Genomic DNA, 23,637 nt, shown 5'->3' on the forward strand with positions numbered 1-23,637 from the left:
CTGTACTCGAAAGAGTCCGTCTCGTCGTGGCCATCGACTAGGTGCCGAACGGCTGGCTGCCCACGGCCAGCTTGTGGCCCGTGAGGAACTCCGCCGCCTTCATCACCCGCTTGCCTTCCAGCTGGATGTCCAGCAGCACGAGCGAGCCCTCGCCGCACGCCACCTCGATGCCCTCCGCGCCCGCGGACAACACCGTGCCCGGCGCGCCCTTCCCCTGCGCCACCTTCACGCGGTGCACCTTCACCAGCTTGCCGCCCATCGACGTGAACGCCCCGGGCCACGGCGTGAAGGCGCGCAGCCTGCGCTCCAGCGCGATGGCGGGACGGGTGAAGTCCAGCTTCCCCTCCTCCTTCTCGATGATGGGCGCCAGCACCACGCCCTCCGAGGGCTGGGGCACCGGCTTGAGCGCCCCGCTCAGGTACGCCGGCAGGAATTCGCGCAGCACCTCGCCGCCCAGCGCGGCCAGCTTCGGGTACATGGTGGCGCTCGTGTCCTCGGGGCCGATGGGCAGGCGCTTCATCGCGAGCACGGGGCCGGTGTCCAGGCCCTCGTCCATCACCATCAGCGACACGCCCGTCTCCGTGTCCCCGTGCGCGATGGACCACTGGATGGGCGCGGCGCCCCGGAAGCGCGGCAACAGCGAGCCGTGCACGTTGACGCAGCCCTTGGGCGGCAGCTCCAGGATGTCCTTGGGGAGGATGCGGCCATAGGCCGTCACCACGCAGACATCCGGCGAGAAGCGGCGCAGCTCCTCGACGAACGGGGGCGTGCGCAGCTTGGCCGGCTGGAACACGGGCACGCCGCGCGCGACGGCCAGCTCCTTCACCGGCGGCGCCGTCACCGTGTTGCCGCGCCCCTTGGGCTTGTCCGGCTGGGTGACGACGGCGACCACGTCGCCCAGGTCGAAACAGGCTTCGAGCGATGACACGGCGAAATCCGGCGTGCCCATGAAGACGATGCGGGGTCTGCTCATGTTGTTCGGGCTCTCCTCGGGGCAGGCTTCAAGCCACGGACTTGAAGGTGCTCGCGGTGGGATTGTCCACTGCTTGACGCTTGCGCGTGCACAGCGCGGACAGGGTTTCCAGCGCCTCGCGCGCCTCGGGGGTGGTGGCCACCGGCTTCAACGCGGCCAGGGCGCCCTCCAGGGCGTGCGCCTCGTCCGCCTCGCGCTGGCGGATGCGGTCCACCGCCTCGCTGAAGCGGTCGAAGAAGCGCTTCAATTCGTCCTTCTTGCGCAGGGGCCGCAGCCGGGGATAGCGCCCGGCGGCCAGCGCGGCGACATACAGGCTCATCACGTGGACGGGGCCCGCCACCCGATGGGTGAAGAGCAGGCCGAACAGGCCCAACAGCGCCCCCAGCCCCACCGAGCCCAGCACGGTGAGCCACATGATGGAGTCACCCGCTTCCACGCCGGAGTCCACCGAGGAGGCATGGAGCCGGTACGCCAGGGCTCCGAACACCGCCACGCTGCCCGCACCGATGCCAGCCAGCAGAAGGATGTACTTGAGCTGGAATTCCCGGTCGAGCAGGTAGGTCCGTCGGGTGTAGCCCGGGCGCGGCGCCTTGTGAGTGTCGTCGGACATGTCGTTGACCAGCGTACCCCAGGTGACCTGGGTGGTTTGCTTCCTTCGTGACAGGAGGTTTACGACTGCCGACAGGACAACCCCGCAGACGACGCCCAGGAGCCTCGATGAGCCGCCCCCTCGCAGCGTGGTGTGTTGCCGCCGTTCTCTGTTTTGTCGCCTGTAAGTCGGACCCGAACTCGCCCGACTACTGGGCCGGGACGCTCCAGCAGACGCGGCGAGCCGAGGACCGGGTGCGCCTCATCGAGGCGATGCGGACGAAGACGAAGGTCAACGAGAGCTTCCTGCCCATGCTGCACGAGGCGCTCTCGCAGGAGCGCAAGCCCGAGGTGAAGGCGGCGCTGGCCCGCGCGATTGGCGACGTGCACCACGCGTCGTCGGTGGAGGCGCTGTCGGCGGCCATCGACCCGGCGGCGGGTGACATGTCCTCGCAGCTGGCGAACAAGGCGATGGTGACGGCGCTGGGCGCCATCGGCGACGTGCGCGCCGTGCCCGCGCTGGTGCCGCTGTTGAGGGCCAAGGACACGTACGCGCGCATCGAGGCCATTCAAGTCCTGGGGAGCATGAAGGCGAAGGAGGCGGTGGAGCCGCTCATCGTCCTGGCCACGGACGAGGGCGTGGAGCCGTTCCTCAACAAGAAGGCCATCGAGGCGCTGGGCCACATCGGTGACGGCCGCGCGGCGCCGGCGCTCATCCGGATGCTGACCAAGGAGCGCAAGGGCAAGTCCTTCTACGTGGAGAGCAGCTTCGCGCTGTTCCAGCTGGGCCAGCCCGCGGCGGACGCGCTGCTGCCCGCGCTGGAGGGGCGTGACGCGGAGCTGCTCGCGTGGGCAAAGACGAACGGCGTCAACCCGGCCAGCTACCCGATGAAGGCGGCGACGGTGCTGGGGGATTTGCGTGAGAAGCGCGCGGTGGAGCCGCTGCTCAAGCTGCTGTCGTTCTCGCACTCGGACGTGCAGATCCAGGCGCTGGTGCGGATGCAGGCGGCGGACGCGCTGGGCCGCCTGCGCGCGACGGAGGCGGTGAAGCCGCTGACGACGCTGGTGCTGGAGACGGACCCCACGGTGCGTGACGCGTACGTGAAGGCGCTGGTGCGGCTGGGCGGCCGCGACGCGCTCCCCGCGCTGGAGAAGGCCGCGGGCACGGGTGACTGGTATGCGCGCGAGGTGGCGGTGAAGGGGCTGGCGATGTTGGGTGACGCACGCGAGCAGCCCATCCTGCAGAAGCTGGCCACCGGTGAGCCGGCGCGCACCGCGGCCGACTGCAAGGCCACGCAGGAGGAAGGCTGCGAGGACGCGGCGGGGCTGGGCAAGAAGCGCGCGGATGAAATCACCGCGCACGCGGCGCTGCTGGAGGCGGGTCAGGCGTGCACGGGCAACGCGGGCTGCTGGGTGCAGCGCATGGACAAGGCGACCAAGCCGATGATGGAGCGCGCGGCGCTGGAGGTGGGGCGCGCTGGCTCGGCGGAGCACGCGCCGGCGCTCGCCGCGAAGCTGTCCGAGCGCGACACGGAGGTTCGCCTGGCGCTCATCCTCGCCATGGGGTGGTTGGTGGACGGCTCGCAGGACGCGGCGAAGAAGGTGCGAGAGACGTCGCTGCCGGACCTGCGCAAGCAGCTCCAGGCCGAGCAGGGCGTCACCCAGTACGCCAGCGTCAACGAGGACCTGCGCCGGCTGCTGGCGCGCATCGAGCGGACCTGATTCGAGGACTCACCCCGTGAGCTGCGGCGCCGCGCGCACAGTGGCCTTGTGAAGCACGGTGAGCTGACGCACCAGCCGGTCCATCTGGGTGCGGGAGAGCACGTCCAGGCCCTCCTGCGCCGCGGACCGGGGCAGCGGGGACGGTGCGCGGCGGTGCTCCACGGCGAGCGCCAGGTCCTCGAGCACGTTGCCCGCGTAGCCAATGACGGGCGCCAGGTCCTTGCGCCCCTGCCGACTGGCGGCGAGCGCCGTCACCGCCGAGCCGAAGCGCCGGGCATACGCGAGCAGCGCCATGGCGGGCTCGAGCTGGTGTGAGGAGCCGCGCCACTCGGAGAGCAGCCGCTGGAAGGAGGCCTCCGCGGACAGCAACTGGAGGCCCAGCTTGCGCCGCGCCTCGCGCACCTGGGGCTCCGCGTCCGAGCGCGCGGAGGCCACGCTCAACAGGTAGTCGCGGTCGGCGCGCAGCGCGTTGGCCACCTCCTCCGGGAAGCGCGAGTGCTCGGGGCTGGGCCACAGGAGCCACGCGCCCACCAGGGCCAGCACGCCGCCGAGCAGCGTGTTGATGACGCGCACTCCGGCCAGCTCCCAGTCTCCGGTCTGGATCTCCGCGAGCAGCACCAGCGCGGGCGCGAGCAGCACCTGGAAGGCCGCGAGGCTCATGGGCTTCACGGCGATGGCCACGGCGAAGAACGCCATGATGGCGCCGAGCAGCACCACCGGGTCCCTCACGAGCGCCACCAGCCCCGCCGCCAGCGCGCCACCGAGCAGCGTGCCCGCGGCGCGCTGCACCCCGCGCTCGAAGGTCATCCCCGAGTAGGGCTGGAGTACGACGATGACGGTGATGATGACCCAATAGCCGTGATTCAGCCCGAGTCCGCGCACGAGCGCGGTGGCGAGCGCGGCGGTGATGCCCAGGCGAATCGCGTGGCGGAAGATGACGGAGTCGGTGCCCCAGTTGTCGCGCAGGGGCTCGAGCAGGGGACGGCTCCGCGCCGACGCGGGATGCGGCCCCATGGGCAGGTCCGACTCGACGGGGCCGCCGTCCTCCAGGTGGTTGGCCACCTCCAGCAGGGCCTCCGAGTATTCGCGCAGACGGACCAGCAGGGCCTCCGCATGTGAGTACGCGGCGCGCGCGGAGTCCGGCAACTGGCCCTCGGTGACGAGGGAGGCGAGCGCGCGACGAACCCGGTCCGTGCTCCAGACCGAGGACTCCACTTCGCGCTTCTCCTGTTCCAGCGCGCGGGCGATGTGCAGGAGGTCCCGCGAGTGGTCCGCGAGCGCTCGCTGGATCTCGGCGCGCAGGGCGTGGAAGCGAGGCTCGCGGGGCGCGAGCTCCAGGGTCTCCGGCAGCGCGACCAGCATCGCGAGCAGCGCGTCCGCGCCTTCGAGCAACACGAGCAGGTGCTCACCCCGGTTGCTCTCACCCGCGCGGTTGCGGCGGGTGGAGGCCAGCACGCTTCGCGCGTCCTCGAGCGACATGCGCACGCGCGACTCCCAGTCGACGACCTCCACCAAGTTGGCGGGGGGAGGCGGACCCTCGAGTGGCCAGCGACCGACCTCCTCGGCGCGGGAGGCCAGCGCGCGGTAGCAGCGGGAGATGGCGAGGCGCGCGGGGCGATAGGGGCGCAGCGGCCAGAGCACCAGCGCGAGCATCATGGCCCACAGGCCACCGAGGATGAACAACCCGGAGCGGGACAGCGCGTCGGCGAAGCCCTGCGCGGGCAGCGCCAGTGAGACCACCGTGTAGTTGGCGAGCACCACGCCCATGAGTCCGGGGGTGTCGCCATAGGAGCGCGCGAAGCCGCACGCCGTCACCCAGGCGAGGGTGAGCAGGACATCGGCCCAGTCGGGGAGCTGCAGCGCGGACACGAGCCCCATCACTGCGCCCAGGAGCGTCATCGCGCCCATGTTGATGGCCCTGTCGCGGTAGGGACCGCCGCGGTCCACGAGCGTGACGAAGAGGCCCGCCATGCCCACCCACGTCACGGCGGGCAGGTGCTGGGTGGCGGCGACCACCATGGGCAGGCCCACCGCGAGCGCCGCGCGCAGGCCCGCACCGAGCGCGGGGCGCACGGGCTCCACCCGGACGAACGACTCCAAGTGGCGCCGGAACACATTCATGGACCTCGCGACTCCCTCATCACGCCCCTCCACGCCACATCCCCGGAGTAACGCCCGGGCACAACGCCCGCCATGCGAGGCGACGAGCGCCATCGCCCCATACGTGAGGCATCGATAAGCCACGGAGATGAGGAACGCCGTGCGGACGAGCGCTGCGCGGTCCAACGCACGTTCCGTTCAAGCCCCCTGCGCCCATCCGGCTCCGCCATGGCCGAATGGCGCCGAGAGCACCAACCTCCCGCGGTCGCGGTGTCCCCGCTCGTCCAACATGTGACGAGAGAGGCCATTCGCAGGGGGTCACGCGGTGCCCTCGCTCCACTCGACGACCCCGGGCCCCGCGACCGCGCGGAAGCAATCCGAGAACCACGCCGCCGCCATGCGCGCCGCGCGAGCCCGTGGCTCTGCCTCCTCGAACCTCCGGCTCGCGCCCTCGACCAACTGGAGCCCCTTGCGCATCCCCGGCGCCAATCCGTCGAACACCCGCCGCGCGAGCATCGCCCGGTCCGCGTCCTCCCCTGCCCCGAGCACCAGCGTGGGCACGCGCACCTCCGCCACCACCGAGCCCGCCTTGTCCGGTCTGCCCCCCAGCGTGACGACCGCCTGCACACCCCGAGGCTGATGCGCCGCCGCCACCAGCACCGCGGCCGCGCCCAATCCCATCCCCAAGAATCCCACGGGCAACAGCGACAACACGTCGTCACGCTGCAACCAGTCGCGCGCCACCTCCAGCCGATGCGCGATGAGCGCCACGTGCGCGCCCTCGCGCACCGTCCAGTCCTCGGCCTGCTCCTCGTCCGCGGTGCGCCAGTCGAGCCCCAGCGTCGCGAGCCCCGCCGCGTGCAGCACCTCGCGCACGGAGGAGTCCTTCGCCAGCTCCTCGTCCCCCACGAGCATCACCAGGCCGCTCGCCCGCTCGGGGACACACAGGAACCCCGCGAGCAGGCGTCCGGCGACGCCGACCTCCACATCACGCTGATGGACGCGCATCGGCCTTCCTCCCGCGGGGAATGGGCGCCACGCGGGCCCGGTCCGCCCCCTGAAGCTGGGGACCGTCCGCGCCGATGGCAGCGCCTTCACGCCAGGAGCCAGGGCAGGCCGACATCCAAGCGGCCGACCTCCCGTCTCACCCCGCCTCGCGCTCCGGGCCGAAGTCCTCGACATCGTCGGGGAGCACGTCGGGCACGTCGTCGTCCTGGAACGCGCTGGGCAACAGGCTGAACGGCAGCAACTTGGCCAGCGCCGCCAACAGCAGCAACCCACCGGGCGCCGCGAAGATGGCGAGCGCCGGAATCGCCTTCGCCACGTCGATGAGCTGCGCGCGCATGCGCTGCCGCTCGTCCTCCGTGAGCTTCTGGCGCCGCGCCACCTTCGCCACCAGCACCGCCAGGTCCCCCGTCTCGCGGACCTCCTGCATCAGCCGGTAGAAGTTCTTCTCCAGCGTCTCCTGCATGCCGGCCACCATGTCGTCACCCATGGCGCTGGCCGCGTCCCGCACCGTGAACACATCCACGATGGAGCGATGGCGCGCGTAGAACTCCGCCATCTCCAGCTCCAGCCGATGCAGCTCCTCCTTCGACACGTGCAGCGCGTCTGCCAGCGTGTCGATGAAGGCCCGCTCCCGCCGCGTGCGCCGCCCGTCCACCAGCGCCGCCAGCAGCGTCTGCTCCAGCAGGAAGTGGCGCATGTCCACGCTGCGCACCTGGCGCACCACGTCCCGCACCGAGCGCCGCCGCTCGAAGGACTGCTTCACCGCTGACTTCAGCTCCGACGCCATCGCCGCCGGCAGCCGCAGGTCCTCCACCTGCTTGAGGATGGCCCGCCGCGCGGGCGTCCCCGGCAACCGGTCCACGCACGCCAGCCCCGTCAGCACCTCCACCAGCAGCGCCTTCTGCTTCGACGCGAAGTCCAGCCGCCGCCGCGTCTGCTCGCGCGACAAGCGCCCGCTCGCGAAGTAGTCGATGGCCTGCCGACAGAACAGCTGCGCGTCCGCGTACTGCGCGCCGTTGTGCAGCACCAGCCCGTACACGGGGTCACCGGCCAGCGTGGGCTCGCGCTTGCGCAGCGCCACCTCCACCTTGGCCACCTGCCGCTTCGTCACCGGCTTGCCCTGGGCCAGCTGCTCCGCCAGCACCTCCGCCAGCACCAGCTCCCCGCCCAGCACGCAGAAGAGCACCAGCAGCTGCTCCACCCGGCGCCCCTCGGGCGCGCCCACCTGCCGCGCCAGCTCCAGCGCGAGCGCCGCCAGCGTGCGCAGCACCGCGTGGAAGAGCTGGTCCTCCAGCGCCTGCGCCTGGAACTCGGTGTCCGGCATCGCGTCCAGCGCCGTGGGCGCGTCCGCGGGAGTGCCGTACAACAACCCGCTGGCGCGCAGGGTGCGCCGCAGATACGCCCGAGCCCGGGCACGCCCGGGCCCCAGCCGCAAGGCGCTCTCCTCCGGAGCGGGCGACCCCAGATGGGCCGCGACCGCCTCGTTGAGGAGCGGGGTCAACCACCCCGCCTTGCTGAAATCCAACACCGGAACACCCCCGGACCCGCCGACGGACGCCTGGAGACGGTCCGCCGGATGTAACCCAGGGGGCCTCCGCGACGCCACCCGGCCTTCGGGAGATTCGACCGCCCGGAGTCAGCCCCTCCAGAACCCAGACTTCTACGGCGCCGGAAGAGTCCCACCCCGGACGCAGACCCGGGCCTACAGCGCCGTGGACTTGCCCGGCTCCAGCTCCAGCACCTTCGTGCCCGGGCGCGTCTTCTTCAGCTCGCCACGCAGCGCATCGGGCGTGCCCTGCAGGAGCGGGAAGGTGCCGAAGTGCATGGGGACGATGCTCTGCACCTTCAGCAGCCGCGCCGCCTGCGCCGCCTCCGCGGGCCCCATGGTGAAGTGCCCGCCGATGGGCAGCATCGCCACCGTGGGCTTGAACTGGGTGGCGATGAGCGACATGGACTCGAACGCGCCCGTGTCACCCGCGTGGTACAGCGTGGGCCCCTTGTCGACCTTCAGCACGTAGCCCAGCGGCGCGCCCGCGTACTGCGCCGGGGCCTTGGGGTCCGCCTGGTAGCTGCTGGAGTGCACCGCCTCCACCAGGTGCAGCGTGACGTCCTTCACCTGGAACGTCCCGCCCGCGTTGGCGCCCACCGCCTGCGTCTCCGGCAGGCCCAGCTGGTTCACCAGCTCGAACGAGCCGAACACCTTGGCGCCCGTCTTCTGCGCCAGCGCCTTGGCCTCGCCCACGTGGTCGAAGTGGCCGTGGGTGAGGAGGATGGCGTCCAGCGCCTCCGGCTGCGGGGCGTCCTTGGGCGCCTTCGGGTTGGTGAGCCACGGGTCGATGGCAATCACCGCCCCACCCGGGGTGCGCACCACGAAGGCCGCGTGGCCCCACCACGTCACCTCCACCTTGCCCTTGGTGGCCGCGGGCTTCGCGGCGTCCGCCTTCTTCGGGGCCGGGGCCGCCGGGGGCGTGGCGGCGTCCTGCGCCATGGCCGTGCCACCGAAGGTCAACAGCGCCCCCACCGCGACTGCCCTGAGCTCGTTCCGCATGGTTGTCCTCTCTCGGGTCGAAAGTCTCGACGTGTCGCCGGGTTGCCACGAGGGCACACCCCCGGCCGGGCCGCCGCTTGGCACTGTCCGGGCGGCCAATCAAGGGCCTGCGCACATCGCCTGCCCCGGGGCGGACAGATGCCCCGGCGGCGCGAAGGCCGCAATCTCGAAAGAACGGTCGACATGACGCCCTCCGGGAAGGATGGTGGACCCAGCGTGGACCACCGATTCCAAGTCAGCCTCCGTGGGGTCATCGACCTCCTGTCCCACCATCTGTACAGCTCCCCCGGCGTCTACCTCCGAGAGCTGCTCCAGAACGCCACCGACGCCATCCGGGCCCGCCAGCACCTGGAGCCCTCCCACACCGGCACCGTGCGTCTGGAGCTGGTGGAGAAGCAGGACGGAGGCCCCCCCACCCTGGTCTTCAGCGACGACGGGGTAGGCCTGACGGAAGAAGAAATCCACCGCTTCCTGGCCACCATCGGCGAGTCCTCCAAGCGCGAGGCCCTGGAGGCCCGCCGCAAGGACTTCATCGGCCAGTTCGGCATCGGCCTGCTGTCGTGCTTCATGGTGTGCGACGAGTTGCTGCTCGTGACGCGCTCGGCACGCGGGGACGGGCGGACGCTGGAGTGGCGCGGCCGGCACGACGGCACCTACGCGGTCCAGGAGTCCGCGCACCCGCTGGAGAAGCCGGGCACGCAGGTGTTCCTGGTGGCCCGAGCGGACATGGCGGAGTGGTTCGCGGCGGAGCGGGTGCGCCAGCTGGCGCGGCACTACGGCGGCCTGCTGCCCTTCCCCATCCAGCTGTCGGTGGGCGGCGAGATGGAGCGGCTGGACGCCGACGGGCCGCCGTGGAGGCGCGAGTACGCGAGCGCGGCCGAGCGTCGCAAGGCGCTGCTCGACTACGGGCGCGAGGTCTTCGAGACGGACTTCATCGACTGCATCCCGCTGCGCTCCGAGGCGGGCGACGTGGACGGGGTGGCCTTCGTGCTGCCGGCGTCGCCGCACTTCAACGCGAAGCAGAAGCACCGCGTGTACCTGAAGCACATGCTGCTTTCGGAGAGCGCGGAGAACCTGCTGCCGGAGTGGGCCTTCTTCGTGAAGTGCGTGGTGAACGCCAACGCGCTCAGGCCCACCGCCAGCCGCGAGTCGTTCTACGAGGATGACTCGCTCGCCCAGGCCCGCGTGGCGCTGGGACAGGGGCTGCGCAAGTACCTGATGGACCTGGCGCACGAGGACCCGCGCGCGCTCCAGCGGCTCATCGGCCTGCATGGGCTGAGCGTCAAGGCGCTGGCGCTGGACGACGACGACTTCTACCGGCTGGTCATCGGGTGGCTGCCGTTCGAGACGTCGCTGGGCGTGACGACGCTCTCGGAGTACCGCCGGGCGTACCCGGTGGTGCGCTACACGTCCACGCTGGATGGCTTCCGGCAGGTGGCGCGGGTGGCGGGCGCGCAGGGGCTGTGCATCATCAACGCGGCCTACACGCACGACGCGGCGCTGCTGGAGAAGCTGCCGCACGTCATCCAGGACGCGCAGGTGGAGCCGTTCTCCTCGTCCGACCTACCGCAGAGCTTCGAGGAGCTGACGATGGACGAGCGCGACGCGGTGTTCCCGCTGTTGCGCACGGCCGAGCAGGTGCTGGCGCCGTTCCACTGCGGCGTGGCGGTGAAGAAGTTCTTCCCGGCCGAAGTGCCCACGCTCTACAGCTCGGACGAGGAGGGCTCGTTCCGGCGTGACGCCGAGCGGGCCCGCGACGAGTCCGACGACTTGTACGCCAGCGTGCTGGAGGGCGTCATGGCCGCCGCGGGCGGCGAGCCGGTGCAGCTGTGCTTCAACCTGCACAATCCGGTGGTGCGGCGGCTGGCGGCGGTGTCGGACCGGAACATGATGAAGCTGTCGGTGGAGATGCTCTACGTGCAGGCGTTGCTGCTCGGGCAGCACCCGCTGAACGCGCAGGAGATGACGCTGCTGAACCAGGGACTGTTGGGGCTCATCTCCGCGCAATTGGGAACGGGTGGCGGCGGCGAGAGTGACGGAGGCGGAAGCTCGGGAGGGCTGCACTGATGTCGACGGACTGGCGCGAGGAGGCCCAGGCGCTCTGGGACAGGGCGAGCCGGCAGCGCTCCAGCGAGAGCAAGGTGCGGCTGCTGGAGGAAGCGGTGCGGATGGCCGACTCGCACGGCGACGTGCAGCTGGGCTACGAGCTGCGTGACGACCTCATCGACGCGGCGACCTTCGGTGGCTACCCGGACAAGGCTCTGGTGGCCTTCGCGTGGTGCCGGGGTCAGCAGAAGAAGGACCCGGAGCGCTTCGACCCGGAGGCGATGCTCTGGAAGCAGAAGTGGGTGGTGGGGCGCATCAAGGAGTTCCCGCACATCTCCCGCAAGCAGATCGTCGACGCGCTGGACGACATCGAGCAGTGCTTCACCAAGGTGGACGCGGGCAAGCGCTCGGTACTGAAGCTGCGCTACCAGGCCGCGCGGGACATGGGGGATGACGCGGCGGAGGTGGACCGGCTGTGGGAGGCGTGGCTCGCGGCGCCCCGGGACCACCTGACGGACTGCCGGGCGTGTGAGCTGGACGACGAGCTGGACCACCACGTGGAGAAGGGCGAGTGGGAGCAGGCGCTGCGCAAGGCGAAGCCCATCCTGGACGGGCGGGTGAAGTGCGCGGAGATTCCGCACCTGACGCTGGGCACGCTGCTCTATCCCCTGTTCAAGCTGGGGGAGCTGGAGCGCGCGGCGGAGCTGCACCGGCGTGGCTACGCGCTGACGTCGAAGAACCGCGACTTCCTGGCCACGGTGGGAGACCACCTGGAGTTCCTGACGCTGACGGGCAACCTGGCGCGGGGGCTGACGCTGCTGGAGAAGCACCTGGAGTGGACGCTGGACCACGGCAGCTACAATGACCGGTTCATCTTCCTGGTCGCGGCGACGTTCCTGTTGGAGCGCGTGCTGGCGGCGGGAGACCGGGACGTGGTGAGCCTGCGCCTGACGAAGTCGTTCCCCGAGCACCGAGCGGACGGCGGCTACGAGGTGAAGGCGCTGCACGCGTGGATGCGCCAGCAGGCCCAGGCCATCGCCACGCGGTTCGACACGCGCAACGGCACGGACCGCTACGCGCGCAGGCTCGCGCGCATCCAGCGGCTCACCGAGGAAGTGCGCGAGTTCCCGCTCGATTGATGGTGAGAGGTGCCCACGGGGTCATCACGGCCTCGTGGGAATCCACCAGGGATTGATTGGAATCCTGCGTTTGTCTCGCGGTGTCTGTGAAGCAGCCGGCAATCCAGACACAGCCCATACCCTGGCCGGATGGACTTCCCTTACAAGGCTCCTGCGCCCATCCCAGGCGCCCCCGGCGGATGCTTGTCATTCGTCCGGGCACTCGAAGCCAGACAGGACCCACCATGCATCTCGCGAGGCACTCCCTTCTGACGATGTTCGCAGTGGTCGCAACGGCTTGTGGTGGCGGTATGGAGTTGGACGAGGGTGGCGCGACGGAGCCCGTCACGCCGCCCGCCGAGGAGCAGGTTTCGCCCGACACGTCGTCCGAGGACGGCCGGGTCAGCGCGTTCGCCACGTGTACCGGCTATGACGGCAACAACTATTGTCTGGCCGAGTGCAACGACTCCGTCAGCTATTGGTATGTCGTCGGCCACGTCTCCGTGGTGGGCTATGGCAACTGCGCCTCGGCGGCGTTCGATTTCTGCCGGTCCCTTGGCTACAACGGCCACAACGGCGCCTGCTGGGGCTACTAGTCGTCAGTCATTGCTTCGCCGCACATGAACAGACGTCATGCCCCACCACGTTTCAGTGGTGGGGTGTGGCGCACGAGCCTGGGCTCAGCACGTCACCTCCCACAGGTGGCCATTGCTGTCATTGAAGTACACGCGGCCCGCGCCACCGAGGGGGTCCTGGGTCTGCCCGTTCGCCGTGTCGAAGTGGTCATTGCCGAAGGGGACGCGCTCGGCCTGGAGTCGCTCCACGACCTCCGCGAATCGCTTCGCGTCGACGCGGAAGGCCACGTGCGAGAAGCGCGGCTCGGACGAGGCCGAGAACAGGACGAAGCACCCGTGGTCCAGGTCGATGCGCCGCATGTCGTCATCGGCGCCCTCGGGGACGGGGGCCTGCGCGCCCAGGATCCGCGCGAGGAATCGGGAGGACGCGTCGACGTCGCGTGCGTCCACGGCCAGGTGGTCCAGCTGCATCATGTTGGTTCTCCTTCGAGCTCTGTGAGGGCGGCTTCGAGCGCGGACACCAGCCGCTGCTTCGTGGGCTCCGAGAGGCGAGCGGAGCCCAGGGCGAGCTCCTCGGCGCGCACCTTCTTGAATGCGGCGAGGAAGCGGCTCGCCTTCGGAGTCACCTGGAGCGACTTGCGCCGGCGGTCCTCCGGATCCTCCCGCCGCGTCACATAGCCGAGCTTCACCAGGCGCTCGGCCATCTGACTCACCGAGGGCAGGGAGAGCCCCATCCGCTCCGCGAGGCTCGACAGGGGCTCGCCCGGCTGCTCGCGCACGTGGCGCAGCAGGATGCCCTGGTCGGCCGTGACGCCGTGCTCCGAGAGGAGCGAGAGCACCTGGCCACGCGAGTGCGACACGTGGCCCAGGAAGGATTCGAGGAGGCGGCCGAGCCGTTGGTTCATTCGCCCATATAGTTAATGCGCATGAACCAAATTCGCAAATGCGGGCCGACCCACAGGCACACAAGGTCCAAAAGAAGGGGCCCATGGGCGCGGGGGCATCTCGAGCACCCGCGCCATCGAGCGGGGGCTCCGCCTCAGCGCTTCAGCTTCGCGAACGGATTGTTGAACGGCTCCGGGCCCTTCTTGTCACCACCACCACCCGGCCGCTGACCACCTGACGAGGAGCCCGGGGCCTGCTGTCCCCCAGGCCGCGCGCTCGCTCCACCACCCGGCCGAGGCGCCCCCGCCCCACCCCGCTCCGTCATCCGCGCCGCCCCTGAAGCCCCGCCCACCGCGGGCCGCCCCGAAGGCTGCGCCGCTCCGCCCTCCTGCGCCGCGCGCACCGACAACGCCAGGCGCTTGCGCTGCAAATCCACGCTCAGCACGCGCACCGTCAAACGGTCCCCGACCTTCACCACCTCGGACGGGTCCTTCACGAACTTCGTCGAGATCTGCGACACATGCACCAGGCCATCCTGGTGCACGCCCACGTCCACGAACGCGCCGAACGCCGTGACGTTCGTCACCACGCCCTGCAACACCATCCCCTCCTTCACGTCCTCCAGCGTGCGCAGGTCGTCGCGCATCGTCGGCGCCGAGAAGTCTCCACGCGGGTCCCGGCTCGGCTTCTCCAGCTCCGCCAGGATGTCCTTCAACGTCATCTCGCCCAGGTCCGGGCCCAGGTACTTCTTGGGGTCGATCTTCCGCACCAGCGACGCGTTGCCCACCAGCGCCCCCACCTCCACGCCCAAATCCTTCGCCATGCGCTCGACCACCGCGTACCGCTCCGGGTGCACCGCGCTCGCGTCCAGCGGCTCGGGCCCTCGCACGCGCAGGAAGCCCGCCGCCTGCTCGAACGTCTTGGGCCCCAGCCCGCTCACCTTCAACAGCTCCCGCCGCGTGGTGAACCGCCCCTTCGACGCCCGGTGCGCCACCAGCTTCTTCGCCAGAGACGGCCCCACGCCGGACACGTGCTCGAGCAACTGCGGCGACGCGGTGTTCACATCCACGCCCACCGCGTTCACACACGAGTCCACCACCTCGCCCAGCTTCTTCTTCAACAACCCCTGGTCCACGTCGTGCTGGTACTGCCCCACGCCGATGCTCTTCGGGTCGATCTTCACCAGCTCCGCCAGCGGGTCCTGCAACCGCCGCCCAATCGACACCGCGCCGCGCAGGCTGACGTCCATCTCCGGGAACTCGTCACGCGCCACCTCCGACGCCGAGTAGATGGACGCACCCTGCTCGCTCACCGACACCACCGGCACCTGCACGCCCAGCGCCTTCAGCGTGCCGCGAACGAAGGTCTCCGCCTCGCGGCTGCCCGTCCCGTTGCCCACCGCGATGAGCTCCGGCTTGTGCTTCTGCACCACCGCGGACAACAGCTTCGCCGCGCGCACCCGCTCGTCCGCGCTCCGCTCCGAGTACAGCGTCAGCGTCTCCGCCACGCTCCCCGTGTTGTCCAGCATCGCCAGCTTGATGCCGGTGCGAAGCCCCGGGTCCAACGCCAGCACCGCCCGAGCCCCCGCCGGCGCCGTCAACAACAGGTGCCGCAGGTTCTCTCCGAACACACCGATGGCGCCCTTGTCCGCGCGCTCCTTCAGCTCCGCGCGCAACTCCGACTCCAGCGACGGTCCCATCAACCGCTCCCACCCATCCTCCACCGCCGCGCGCAGCTCCGAGGCGAACAGCGACTGCGGCTTCGTCACCACCCGCCCCGCGAGCAGCGCCTTCACCTCGTCGTCCGGCATGTTCAGCCGCACCTTCAACACGCCCTCCTCCTCACCGCGCAAGAGCGCCAGCACGCGGTGGGACGGGGCCTGCGACAGCGGCTCCTCGTGGCCGTAGTAGTTCTCGAACTTGGTCGGCTCGTTCTTCTTCGCCGGCACCACGTCCGAGCGCAGCGTGCCCCGCTTCGCGCACACCTCGCGCGACTCGCGGCGCAGCCCCGCGTCCTCGCTCACCCGCTCCGCGCAGATGTCCCGAGCCCCCGCCAGCGCCGCCGCCAGGTCCGGCACCTCCTTCTCCGCGTTCACGAACGGCCGCACCTTCGCGTCCGCGTCCTCGCCCTTGCGCCCGTCCTGCTTCCACAGCAGGTCCGCCAGCGGCTCCAGCCCGCGCTCCCGCGCAATCGCCGCGCGCGTGCGGCGCTTGGGCCGGTACGGCAGGTAGAGGTCCTCCAGCTCGGTGCGCGTCTTCGCCGCCTTCAGCGCCTTCGCCAGCTCCGGCGTCAGCTTCCCCTGCTCCTCCACGGAGCGCAGAATCGTCTCGCGGCGCGAGTCCAGCTCGGCGCGCTCGCCGGCCCGGTCCAGGATGGTCTGGATCTGCACCTCGTCCAGCCCTCCGGTGACCTCCTTGCGATAGCGCGCGATGAAGGGGACGGTGGCTCCGTCGGCGTTCAGCGCCAGGGTGCGGTCCACCTGCTCGGGCTTCAGCCCCAGTTCCTGCGACAGCTCAGCGGCGTAGGCGTGCATGACGCCGCTTCTATAACCCGCCCCCCACACGGCTCCCAGCGCGCGTCACCCGCGCCCGCGTGCCTCCCAGTCACTGCGCGACATTCCCCAGAACTGCTGGTCCTTGCGCTCCCCTCGCAGCACGCTGTGCCCCCGCATCGTCCCCTCCAGCGAGAAGCCCAGCTTGCGCGCCACCCCCTGCGAGCCCAGGTTCTCCGACAGCGTCGTCAGCCACACCCGGTGCAGGAACGGCAGCGTGAACAGGCGCTCCAGCATCATCCCCACCGCGCGCGAGCCCAGCCCGCGCCCGTGGTACGCCTCCGCCATCATGTAGCCAATCTGCAGGCGCCCGTGCTCCCGGGACACGTCCCGCGCGGACACCGTGCCCACCCACGCGTCCCCCAGGCGCACGAACCAGCGGAACCCCTTCGCGCGGGGCTCCCCCAGCGAGCCCGCCTCCAGGATGCGCTTCACCAGCACCTCCCGCGAGTCGTCCTCCGTGTCCACGTAGCGACGGGCCCCGGCCTCGGCGCGCAGCGCCAGCCAGAAGTCCACGTGCTCGGGATGCGCCGGAACGAGCAACAGGTCCGGGGCCGCGACGCCAGTCACCATGCCCGGACTTCTAACCCGTTCCGGCGAGCGGGACACTCCCCACGGAAGGTCAGCGCGTCTTCAGCGTGAGGCGGTTGGGGTCCTGCGTGACGGTCAGCGTGACGGCGTTCTCGAGCCCCAGGCCCGCGCCACCGACGACGCCCTCCAGCAGCGACGGCTCCACCGTCTCGAGCGTGCGGAGCGTCTCCTTCTTCAGGGTCAGCTTCTTCTTCGGGGACTGAGCGCTCATCGTGCTGCCTTCCTTTCCAGGTGAACCCGCCAGGTGTCTCACCGTGCCGGACGACGACACGGAGGCCTCGAGGCTCATTCACGAAAAACGCCAGTCCCCAGGAAATTTTCCAATTCCACCAAAGCGGTGAGGGCCGCCACCGGGAGAAGCCTTCTGGCTCCCGGCGCGGCCCTCGTCCTCCCACGGGTGAGCGTGGGAGCGCTTCAGTGCCCGCGGGCTCAGAGCTTCGTAATCGCCCCGTTCTGCACGCGGAAGTCCACGCGGGTGAACTGCGCCTGCAGCTCCGCGGCGCCGCGCACCGAGTAGTCCTTGGTCACCTCCGTGCTGGGGATGAGGTGGAAGGCGGCCAGGGCCTCGTCGCCCTTCACCTCCAGCACCACGAAGCCGTGCGCGTCACCATTCACATAGCGCATGCCGGGGTTGCCCGCGGCCAGCGACTCGTTGAGCTCCGTGACGACGTACTTGTAGACGGCGCTGCCCGGGCCGTAGCCCGCGCCGATGACGGCCAGCCCCGCCAGCTCCTTGATGGAGCCGGAGGTGATCGCGGGCGCCGTCAGCGCGGGCACGCCGCCCTCCACCGACGCGAACGACGCGTGGATGTCGCCGGAGATGAACATCGCGTTCTTCACCTGGTTCTGCGCGATGAACTCCAGCAGCTCCTTCTTCTTCGCGGGGAAGCCGTCCCACTGGTCCGCGTTGAAGTAGAAGACCTGGCGCAGCGTCGGGTCCGGGATGTCCGTCTTCGCCGACAGGTCGAACACCATGGACGTCATCGACACGGAGCTGACGACAATCTTCCAGGTGTTCGCCGCCTTCAGCTGGTTCTGCAGCCACGCCTGCTGCGTCGCGCCCAGCGCGTCCTCGCTCAGCCCGGCCGAGGTGGCGTAGCGCAGGGCGGAGAACAAGTCGTAGATGGGCTTCACCACGATGTAGCGCGAGCCCTGGATGTTGAAGAGCGAGCCCTTGCCCAGGTGCACGTACGCGAGCCCTCGCAGCGTGCCCGCCGTGGAGAGCAGCGGAATCGCGGGCTGCCCCGCAGCCTCGCGCGCCGCGTTCACCGCCGTCAGCACCTGGTTGGCGTAGAAGAGCGACACGTTCCCGGACACCCACGTCTGGGCCTTCACCGTGGCCGCGTCCTGGGTGAGGCCCGCCGCCACCGCCTGCTGCACGTACGCGCCCTGGAGCACCGCCTTCTGCGTCGCGTGCTCCGGCAGGTCCAGGCTCGTGTACGCGAACGTCTCCGACTGGAGCAGCGCCTGCACCGGCGCCGGCAGCGTCGGCAGCGCCAACCCCAGCACCGACGCCTCCACCGCCACCTTGCCCGGGTACGCGTCCTCGGGGATGAGGTGGTCCGGGCGGTAGGTGCGGTAGTCGGACACCGCCAGCTTCAGGTGCTTGCCGAAGTCGAAGTCCCGGTAGACGCGCGTGTTCGGGAACACCGGCGCGCTCGCCACGTCGATGGCGCCCTCCGCCGAGGCCGTGTTGTCCAGCGGGATGTACTCGAAGAAGGCGCGCTCCGAGTTGCGCTTGCGCTCAATCTGGTTCTCCGCCGCGCGCCCGTCCAGGTACGTCGCGTTGGAGCCCCAGCTGTCGTCGGAGAACTCGTGGTCGTCCCAGATGATGATGAACGGGTAGCGCTCGTGCACCTGCTGGATGAGCTTGTCGGTGCGCAGCGTCTTGTAGAGGTCGCGGTAGTTCGACAGCGCGTTGGCCGCGTAATACGTCGACTCACCCGAGCCCAGCTGCAGCGCCTTGTCCGGCTCGCTGAACACCACGCGCCGCTCGGTGTTGCCCGACTGGAAGGACTTGTCCCCCGTCGTCTCGTAGACGTAGTCGCCGAGGAACACGATGAAGTCCAGGTCCTCGTCCAGCTCCAGCAGCCGCTGCCACGCGTTGTAGTACCGGCCGATGTAGTCCTGGCAGCTGGCGAAGGCGAACTTCACCGCCACGTCCGCCCCGGCCGCCGGCGCCGTGCGGGTGCGGCCCGTCGCCGTCGTGTACTCCGTCCCGTTCTTCGTCAGCACGAAGCGGTAGTAGTACGTGGTGCGCGCCGCCAGCTTCGTCACCTTGACCTTGAGCGCGTGGTCGTTCGCCGCCAGCGCGGTGAAGTCGCCCCGGAACACGAAGTCGCTGAACTCCGCGCGGGTGGACACCTCCAGCCGCACCGGGGCGTCCGCGCCCGCGTTGTCCGGGTCCAACGCGCGCACCCACAGGATGACGCTGTCCGGCCTCGGGTCTCCCGAGCAGACCGACTGCGGGAAGTACTTCGCATCGGCGGTGGGCTTCTTCGTGTCGTCATCATCCGAGCACCCGAATGAGGTACTCGCCGCGACGGCGACCACGGCCTGAAGGAAGCTGCGACGATTCAGACGGTCGAACAAGGTGACACTCCCAGGGGCAAGCGCTAGCGAAACGAAACGCCCGGGAGTCTACGGCCCTCGTCCATCACTCCGGCAACATCCCCGCCACACGCCGGACACAACGCGTCGTGTCAGCACTCGGCGCCCGGGGCCACCCGTGCGCCCCGCATGCGTGGGGCCGACAACGACGACGGGGCCGCCCCCACGAAGGAGGACGACCCCGTCTGTCGAAGTTCCGCGAGGGAAGGCGTTACTTCACGGCCTTCACGCGCTGACGCTTCTCGCTGGCACCCTCGGCGGGGGCCTCCTCTGCGGGGGCCGCGGAGAGGGGCGCGCCCTTCGCGATGCCGTACTTCTCCAGCACGCGGGTCTCGATGTCGCGCGCCACCTCCGGGTGCTCCCGCAGGTAGTCCTTCGCGTTCTCCCGGCCCTGGCCGATGCGCTCGCCGTTGAACGAGAACCAGCTGCCGCTCTTCTCCACGATGTTGTCGTTGGAGGCCAGGTCGATGAGGTCGCCCTCACGGGAGATGCCCGTGCCGTACATGATGTCGAACTCGACCTCCTTGAACGGAGGCGCCACCTTGTTCTTCACCACCTTCACGCGGGTGCGGCTGCCCACCACGTTCTCGCCATTCTTGATGGCGCCGATGCGGCGGATGTCCAGGCGCTGCGACGCGTAGAACTTCAGCGCGTTGCCGCCCGTGGTCGTCTCGGGGTTGCCGAACATGACGCCGATCTTCATGCGGATCTGGTTGATGAAGATGACGCACGTCTGGCTCTTGGCGATGGTGCCCGTGAGCTTGCGCAAAGCCTGGCTCATCAGACGGGCCTGCACACCCATGTGCGCGTCGCCCATCTCGCCCTCGAGCTCCGCCTTGGGAACGAGCGCGGCCACCGAGTCCACCACCAGCACGTCGATGGCGCCCGAGCGCACCAGCATCTCCGCGATTTCCAGCGCCTGCTCACCGGTGTCCGGCTGGCTCAGGAGCAGGTCGTCGGTGCGCACGCCCAGCTTGCGCGCGTAGCCCACGTCCAGCGCGTGCTCGGCGTCCACGTAGCCGCAGATGCCGCCGCGCTTCTGCGCCTCGGCGACGATGTGCAGACACAGCGTCGTCTTGCCGGAGGACTCCGGTCCGAAGATCTCGATGATGCGGCCCTTGGGCACGCCGCCCACGCCCAGGGCGATATCCAGCGAAATCGAGCCCGTCGAAATGGCCTGCACGTCCCGCATCAGCGGCTCGTCGTTGCCGAGCCGCATGATGGACCCCTTACCGAACTGGCGCTCCACCGCGGACATCGCCAGCTCGATCGCCTTTTCCTTCTCCTGATTCACGGCCATTTCTCTTGGCTCCTTGTATTGGCGAGCCACCCCGGCTCACCTGAACGCGCTTTTAGTACGCGATGGGTAGACCCTAGTCCACCCCTCTGACATCCGTGTTGAATCCTGCCGGTCAGCTCTCGCGGAGGGCAGCCAGGAGGACGGCCACCGCGCCTGCCACACCTGCCCACAGCCCCCCGGCATGCCCCGCCGAGCCGAGGGCCAGCAGCAGCCCGTAGCCCGACACGAGGGCCAGCAATCCCAGGCCCAGGCGGTACACGGGAGTCCGGGGCGGGGCAAGCCACAAGGCCAGCATGGCCAGCACGCACAGGCCCACCTGCAAGGTCACCGTGCCCTCGACCACGCCGGGACGCAGGAACTCCTCCACCATCTGGGCGAAGAGGCCGCCGCCCAGCACCAGGGCGGGGACCTCCGGGCCGAAGTCGAGCGCGCCGGGGCGGCCCTGGGGGCGCGAGGCGTGGTTGGCGCGCAGGTGCTTGAGGTCCTCGGGCTGGACCTCCAGGGCGTAGGGGAAGCCCAGGGACAGGAGCGCCTCCACGGCCACGGCGCGGCACGAGCGCCCCCGGGCGTCCACCAGTCCCTCCAGCCGGCCGCTGTCGAGCAGCCGGTGCAGGGTGTCCGCCACCTGACGCTCCCCGCCGCCCTGGGCGAGCTGGGCGAGGACCTCGTTGAGCCGGGAGGCGGCCTCGGGGCGCTCCGCCTCGGGCGCGGCCACGGCCTGCTCCACCCGGACGAGGACGGGCAGGGGCAGCTCCACCGGAGGCGTGGGCCGGACCAGGTGCGCCGGGGCGGGCGCGGCCCAGGAGGAGAGGTCCGTCAGGCCCTGGGTCCCGGCCTCGGCGCCAGGGGGCGTCCAGGGCGCCAGGTCCCCCAGACGCTCCTCGCCGGGCTCCTGCTCGGTCTGGTGCAGGGGAGGCTGGGTGCGCGTGGCGTCCGACACCCGGTGACTGTATCCACGCAAGCGGGTGGGCATCAAAGCGCGAGGCGCCCGCGACTTCCTCCGGGCGACAGCATGCCGGCCCAGCGGGGAGGCCCGAGCCCCGGAACGACAGGAGCCCGGGCCCCCATCAGGGGAACCCGGGCTCCGCGTGCATCAGGAGGCGCGAGCGACGGCTACTCCACCGTCACGCTCTTGGCCAGGTTGCGCGGCTGGTCCACGTCGTTCCCGCGCATCTCCGCCACGTGGTACGCGAGGAGCTGCAGCGGAATCGTGGCCACCACCGGCGCCAGCAGCGCGCACGCCGCCGGAATCCGGATGACGTGGTCCGCCAGGCCGTCCACCTGCTTGTCGTCCTCGTCGATGACGGCGATGACCTTGCCGCCGCGCGCGCGGACCTCCTCCACGTTGCCGATGATCTTCTCGTAGGCCACGTGCGGCTGCTTCGGCGCGATGACCACCACCGGCATCTTCTCGTCGATGAGGGCGATGGGGCCGTGCTTCATCTCGCCACCCGCGTAGCCCTCCGCGTGGATGTACGAAATCTCCTTCAGCTTCAGCGCGCCCTCGAGCGCCACCGGGTGCATGGGGCCACGGCCGAGGAAGAGGAAGTCCTGCGCGTTCATGAACTCACGCGCTACGCGCTTCACGGCCGGCTCGCACTTGAGCACGTCCTCGATCATCTTCGGGATCTCGGTCAGGTGCGTCAGGTGCTCCTGCGCCGCCTGCACCGACAACGTCCCACGCATGCGGCCCAGCTTCACCGCCAGCAGGTAGAGCGCCACCAGCTGCGTGGTGAACGCCTTGGTGGACGCGACGCCAATCTCCGGGCCCGCGTTCGTCAGGACGGAGAACTCCGCCTCGCGCGTCATCGCGCTGCCAATGACGTTGCAGATGGCCATCGCCGTGGCCCCGCGCGCCTTGGCCTCCTTGAACGCCGCCAGCGTGTCCGCCGTCTCACCCGACTGGCTGATGGCGATGGCCAGGTGCGTGCCCTCGACGATGGGGTCGCGGTAGCGGAACTCGCTCGCCAGCTCCACCTCGACCGGCAGCCGCGCCAGCGTCTCAATCATGTGCTTGCCGGCCACGCCCGAGTGCCACGACGTGCCGCACGCGAGAATCGTGATCTTCGTGAGCGAGCGCACCTTCTCGGGCGTCAGGTTCCAGCCCTCGAAGTGGACGTCGCCCTCGGACAGGAGCATCCGGCCGCGCAGCGTGTCCGCGACCGCGCGGGGCTGCTCCCAGATCTCCTTGTGCATGAAGTGCTTGTGGCCGCCCTTCTCCGCCATCATCGGCGTCCAGTCGATGCGGCGGGTGGCGCGGTTCACCGGCTGACCCTGGCGGTTGAAGATGTCCACCTTGGCGGCGGTGACGATGGCCAGGTCACCCTCCTCCATGTAGACGATGTCGCGCGTGTGCTCGAGCACCGCGGGCACGTCGCTGGCGATGAAGTTCTGGCCCTCGCTCAGGCCCAGCACCATGGGCGACGCGTTCTTCGTCGCGACGATGCGGTTGGGGTCCGTCGCGCTCACCACCGCCAGCGCGTACGTGCCCTTCACCTGCTCAATCGCGCCGCGCACCGCGTCCGGCAGGTCCTTGCCCTTCTCCAGCTCGTCCGAGATGAGGTGGGCGAAGACCTCCGTGTCCGTCTCCGAGGAGAAGACATGGCCCCTGGCGCGCAGCTGCTCCTTGAGCGCCAGGTGGTTCTCGATGATGCCGTTGTGCACCACCGCGACGTTCTTGTACGTGTGGGGGTGCGCGTTCTCGTCCGAGGGACGCCCGTGCGTGGCCCAGCGCGTGTGACCGATGCCGATGTTCCCCTTCGGCTGGTCCGCCACCACGCGGTTCTCCAGGTTGCGCAGCTTGCCCGTGGCGCGCACCACGTTGAGCTCGTTGCGGTTCACCACCGCCACGCCCGCCGAGTCATATCCCCGGTACTCGAGCTTCTTCAGCCCGGAAACGAGGATGGGAGCCGATTCCTTGTCACCGACGTAACCAACAATCCCGCACATGTTCTGACCTCTCTCTCACGCCCACGCCCGCCGGAGCAAACCGAGGGATACCCGTACATCTCCGGGAGCGGCT

19 protein-coding genes are annotated in these 23,637 nt (G+C 70.1%); 4 read left to right on the forward strand and 15 right to left on the reverse strand.

The features are described 5' to 3' along the window. Positions 1-37: 37 nt before the first annotated feature. The gene (gene fmt, locus VZQ01_RS11690; RefSeq protein WP_074949816.1) at positions 38-973 is read right to left on the reverse strand and encodes a methionyl-tRNA formyltransferase; all 936 of its coding nucleotides are present in this window, start codon (positions 971-973) and stop codon (positions 38-40) included. A gap of 28 nt (positions 974-1,001) precedes the next feature. Next, complete coding sequence (locus VZQ01_RS11695; RefSeq protein ID WP_046711492.1) at positions 1,002-1,583, reverse strand: hypothetical protein; 582 nt, start codon at positions 1,581-1,583, stop codon at positions 1,002-1,004. 107 nt (positions 1,584-1,690) lie between these two features. Between VZQ01_RS11695 and VZQ01_RS11700 the strand changes: the two genes are divergently transcribed. Continuing rightward, the gene (locus VZQ01_RS11700) at positions 1,691-3,283 is read left to right on the forward strand and encodes a HEAT repeat domain-containing protein (RefSeq protein ID WP_141329901.1); all 1,593 of its coding nucleotides are present in this window, start codon (positions 1,691-1,693) and stop codon (positions 3,281-3,283) included. 9 nt (positions 3,284-3,292) lie between these two features. Here the strand turns inward: VZQ01_RS11700 and VZQ01_RS11705 are convergent, their stop codons facing one another. The 4 genes from VZQ01_RS11705 to VZQ01_RS11720 form a co-directional block, all read right to left on the reverse strand. Further along, complete coding sequence (locus VZQ01_RS11705; protein ID WP_426747848.1) at positions 3,293-5,404, reverse strand: FUSC family protein; 2,112 nt, start codon at positions 5,402-5,404, stop codon at positions 3,293-3,295. A gap of 297 nt (positions 5,405-5,701) precedes the next feature. Further along, positions 5,702-6,391 (reverse strand): dienelactone hydrolase family protein, encoded by a 690-nt coding sequence (locus VZQ01_RS11710; RefSeq protein WP_426747849.1) that lies wholly within the window; start codon positions 6,389-6,391, stop codon positions 5,702-5,704. Positions 6,392-6,527: 136 nt separating this feature from the next. After that, on the reverse strand, positions 6,528-7,892 hold the full coding sequence (locus VZQ01_RS11715; RefSeq protein ID WP_228557135.1) for an LETM1 domain-containing protein: 1,365 nt from the start codon (positions 7,890-7,892) through the stop codon (positions 6,528-6,530). A 201-nt stretch (positions 7,893-8,093) separates the two neighbouring features. Next, entirely contained in the window at positions 8,094-8,939 is an 846-nt protein-coding gene (locus tag VZQ01_RS11720; RefSeq protein ID WP_223746418.1) for a metal-dependent hydrolase, read from the reverse strand. 216 nt (positions 8,940-9,155) lie between these two features. On the opposite strand from VZQ01_RS11720, the gene VZQ01_RS11725 reads away from it, so the two are divergent. The 3 genes from VZQ01_RS11725 to VZQ01_RS11735 all read left to right on the forward strand — a co-directional run bounded on the left by VZQ01_RS11725 (position 9,156) and on the right by VZQ01_RS11735 (position 12,699). Then, a complete protein-coding gene (locus VZQ01_RS11725; RefSeq protein ID WP_426747850.1) occupies positions 9,156-11,006 on the forward strand; it encodes an HSP90 family protein in 1,851 nt (616 codons plus the stop codon). Then, on the forward strand, positions 11,006-12,124 hold the full coding sequence (locus tag VZQ01_RS11730) for a hypothetical protein (RefSeq protein ID WP_141329888.1): 1,119 nt from the start codon (positions 11,006-11,008) through the stop codon (positions 12,122-12,124). Before VZQ01_RS11725 ends, VZQ01_RS11730 begins: the two co-directional genes overlap by 1 nt. Positions 12,125-12,414: 290 nt before the next feature. Further along, positions 12,415-12,699, forward strand: a complete 285-nt coding sequence (locus tag VZQ01_RS11735) for a hypothetical protein (RefSeq protein WP_223746415.1) — start codon at positions 12,415-12,417, stop codon at positions 12,697-12,699. A gap of 84 nt (positions 12,700-12,783) precedes the next feature. Here VZQ01_RS11735 and VZQ01_RS11740 read toward each other — a convergent pair whose 3' ends face one another. The 9 genes from VZQ01_RS11740 to glmS form a co-directional block, all read right to left on the reverse strand. Then, entirely contained in the window at positions 12,784-13,152 is a 369-nt protein-coding gene (locus tag VZQ01_RS11740; RefSeq protein ID WP_223746414.1) for a VOC family protein, read from the reverse strand. Beyond that, entirely contained in the window at positions 13,149-13,583 is a 435-nt protein-coding gene (locus VZQ01_RS11745; RefSeq protein ID WP_426747852.1) for a MarR family winged helix-turn-helix transcriptional regulator, read from the reverse strand. Before VZQ01_RS11745 ends, VZQ01_RS11740 begins: the two co-directional genes overlap by 4 nt. A 134-nt stretch (positions 13,584-13,717) precedes the next feature. Next, complete coding sequence (locus tag VZQ01_RS11750) at positions 13,718-16,096, reverse strand: Tex family protein (RefSeq protein ID WP_426747853.1); 2,379 nt, start codon at positions 16,094-16,096, stop codon at positions 13,718-13,720. A gap of 45 nt (positions 16,097-16,141) precedes the next feature. Beyond that, positions 16,142-16,687, reverse strand: a complete 546-nt coding sequence (locus VZQ01_RS11755; protein ID WP_267697722.1) for a GNAT family N-acetyltransferase — start codon at positions 16,685-16,687, stop codon at positions 16,142-16,144. A gap of 49 nt (positions 16,688-16,736) precedes the next feature. Further along, on the reverse strand, positions 16,737-16,916 hold the full coding sequence (locus VZQ01_RS11760; RefSeq protein WP_426747854.1) for a hypothetical protein: 180 nt from the start codon (positions 16,914-16,916) through the stop codon (positions 16,737-16,739). 218 nt (positions 16,917-17,134) lie between these two features. Then, positions 17,135-19,297, reverse strand: a complete 2,163-nt coding sequence (locus tag VZQ01_RS11765) for an alkaline phosphatase D family protein (RefSeq protein WP_267697724.1) — start codon at positions 19,295-19,297, stop codon at positions 17,135-17,137. Between the two features lie 229 nt (positions 19,298-19,526). Continuing rightward, positions 19,527-20,615, reverse strand: coding sequence for a recombinase RecA (gene recA, locus VZQ01_RS11770; protein ID WP_141325914.1), 1,089 nt, complete (start codon positions 20,613-20,615; stop codon positions 19,527-19,529). A 112-nt stretch (positions 20,616-20,727) separates the two neighbouring features. Continuing rightward, on the reverse strand, positions 20,728-21,555 hold the full coding sequence (locus tag VZQ01_RS11775) for a hypothetical protein (RefSeq protein WP_267697725.1): 828 nt from the start codon (positions 21,553-21,555) through the stop codon (positions 20,728-20,730). Positions 21,556-21,728: 173 nt separating this feature from the next. Further along, on the reverse strand, positions 21,729-23,564 hold the full coding sequence (gene glmS / locus VZQ01_RS11780; protein ID WP_223784849.1) for a glutamine--fructose-6-phosphate transaminase (isomerizing): 1,836 nt from the start codon (positions 23,562-23,564) through the stop codon (positions 21,729-21,731). Between the last annotated feature and the right edge of the window lie 73 nt (positions 23,565-23,637).

The organism is Myxococcus faecalis, from assembly GCF_050039385.1.
Lineage (GTDB): Bacteria > Myxococcota > Myxococcia > Myxococcales > Myxococcaceae > Myxococcus > Myxococcus fulvus.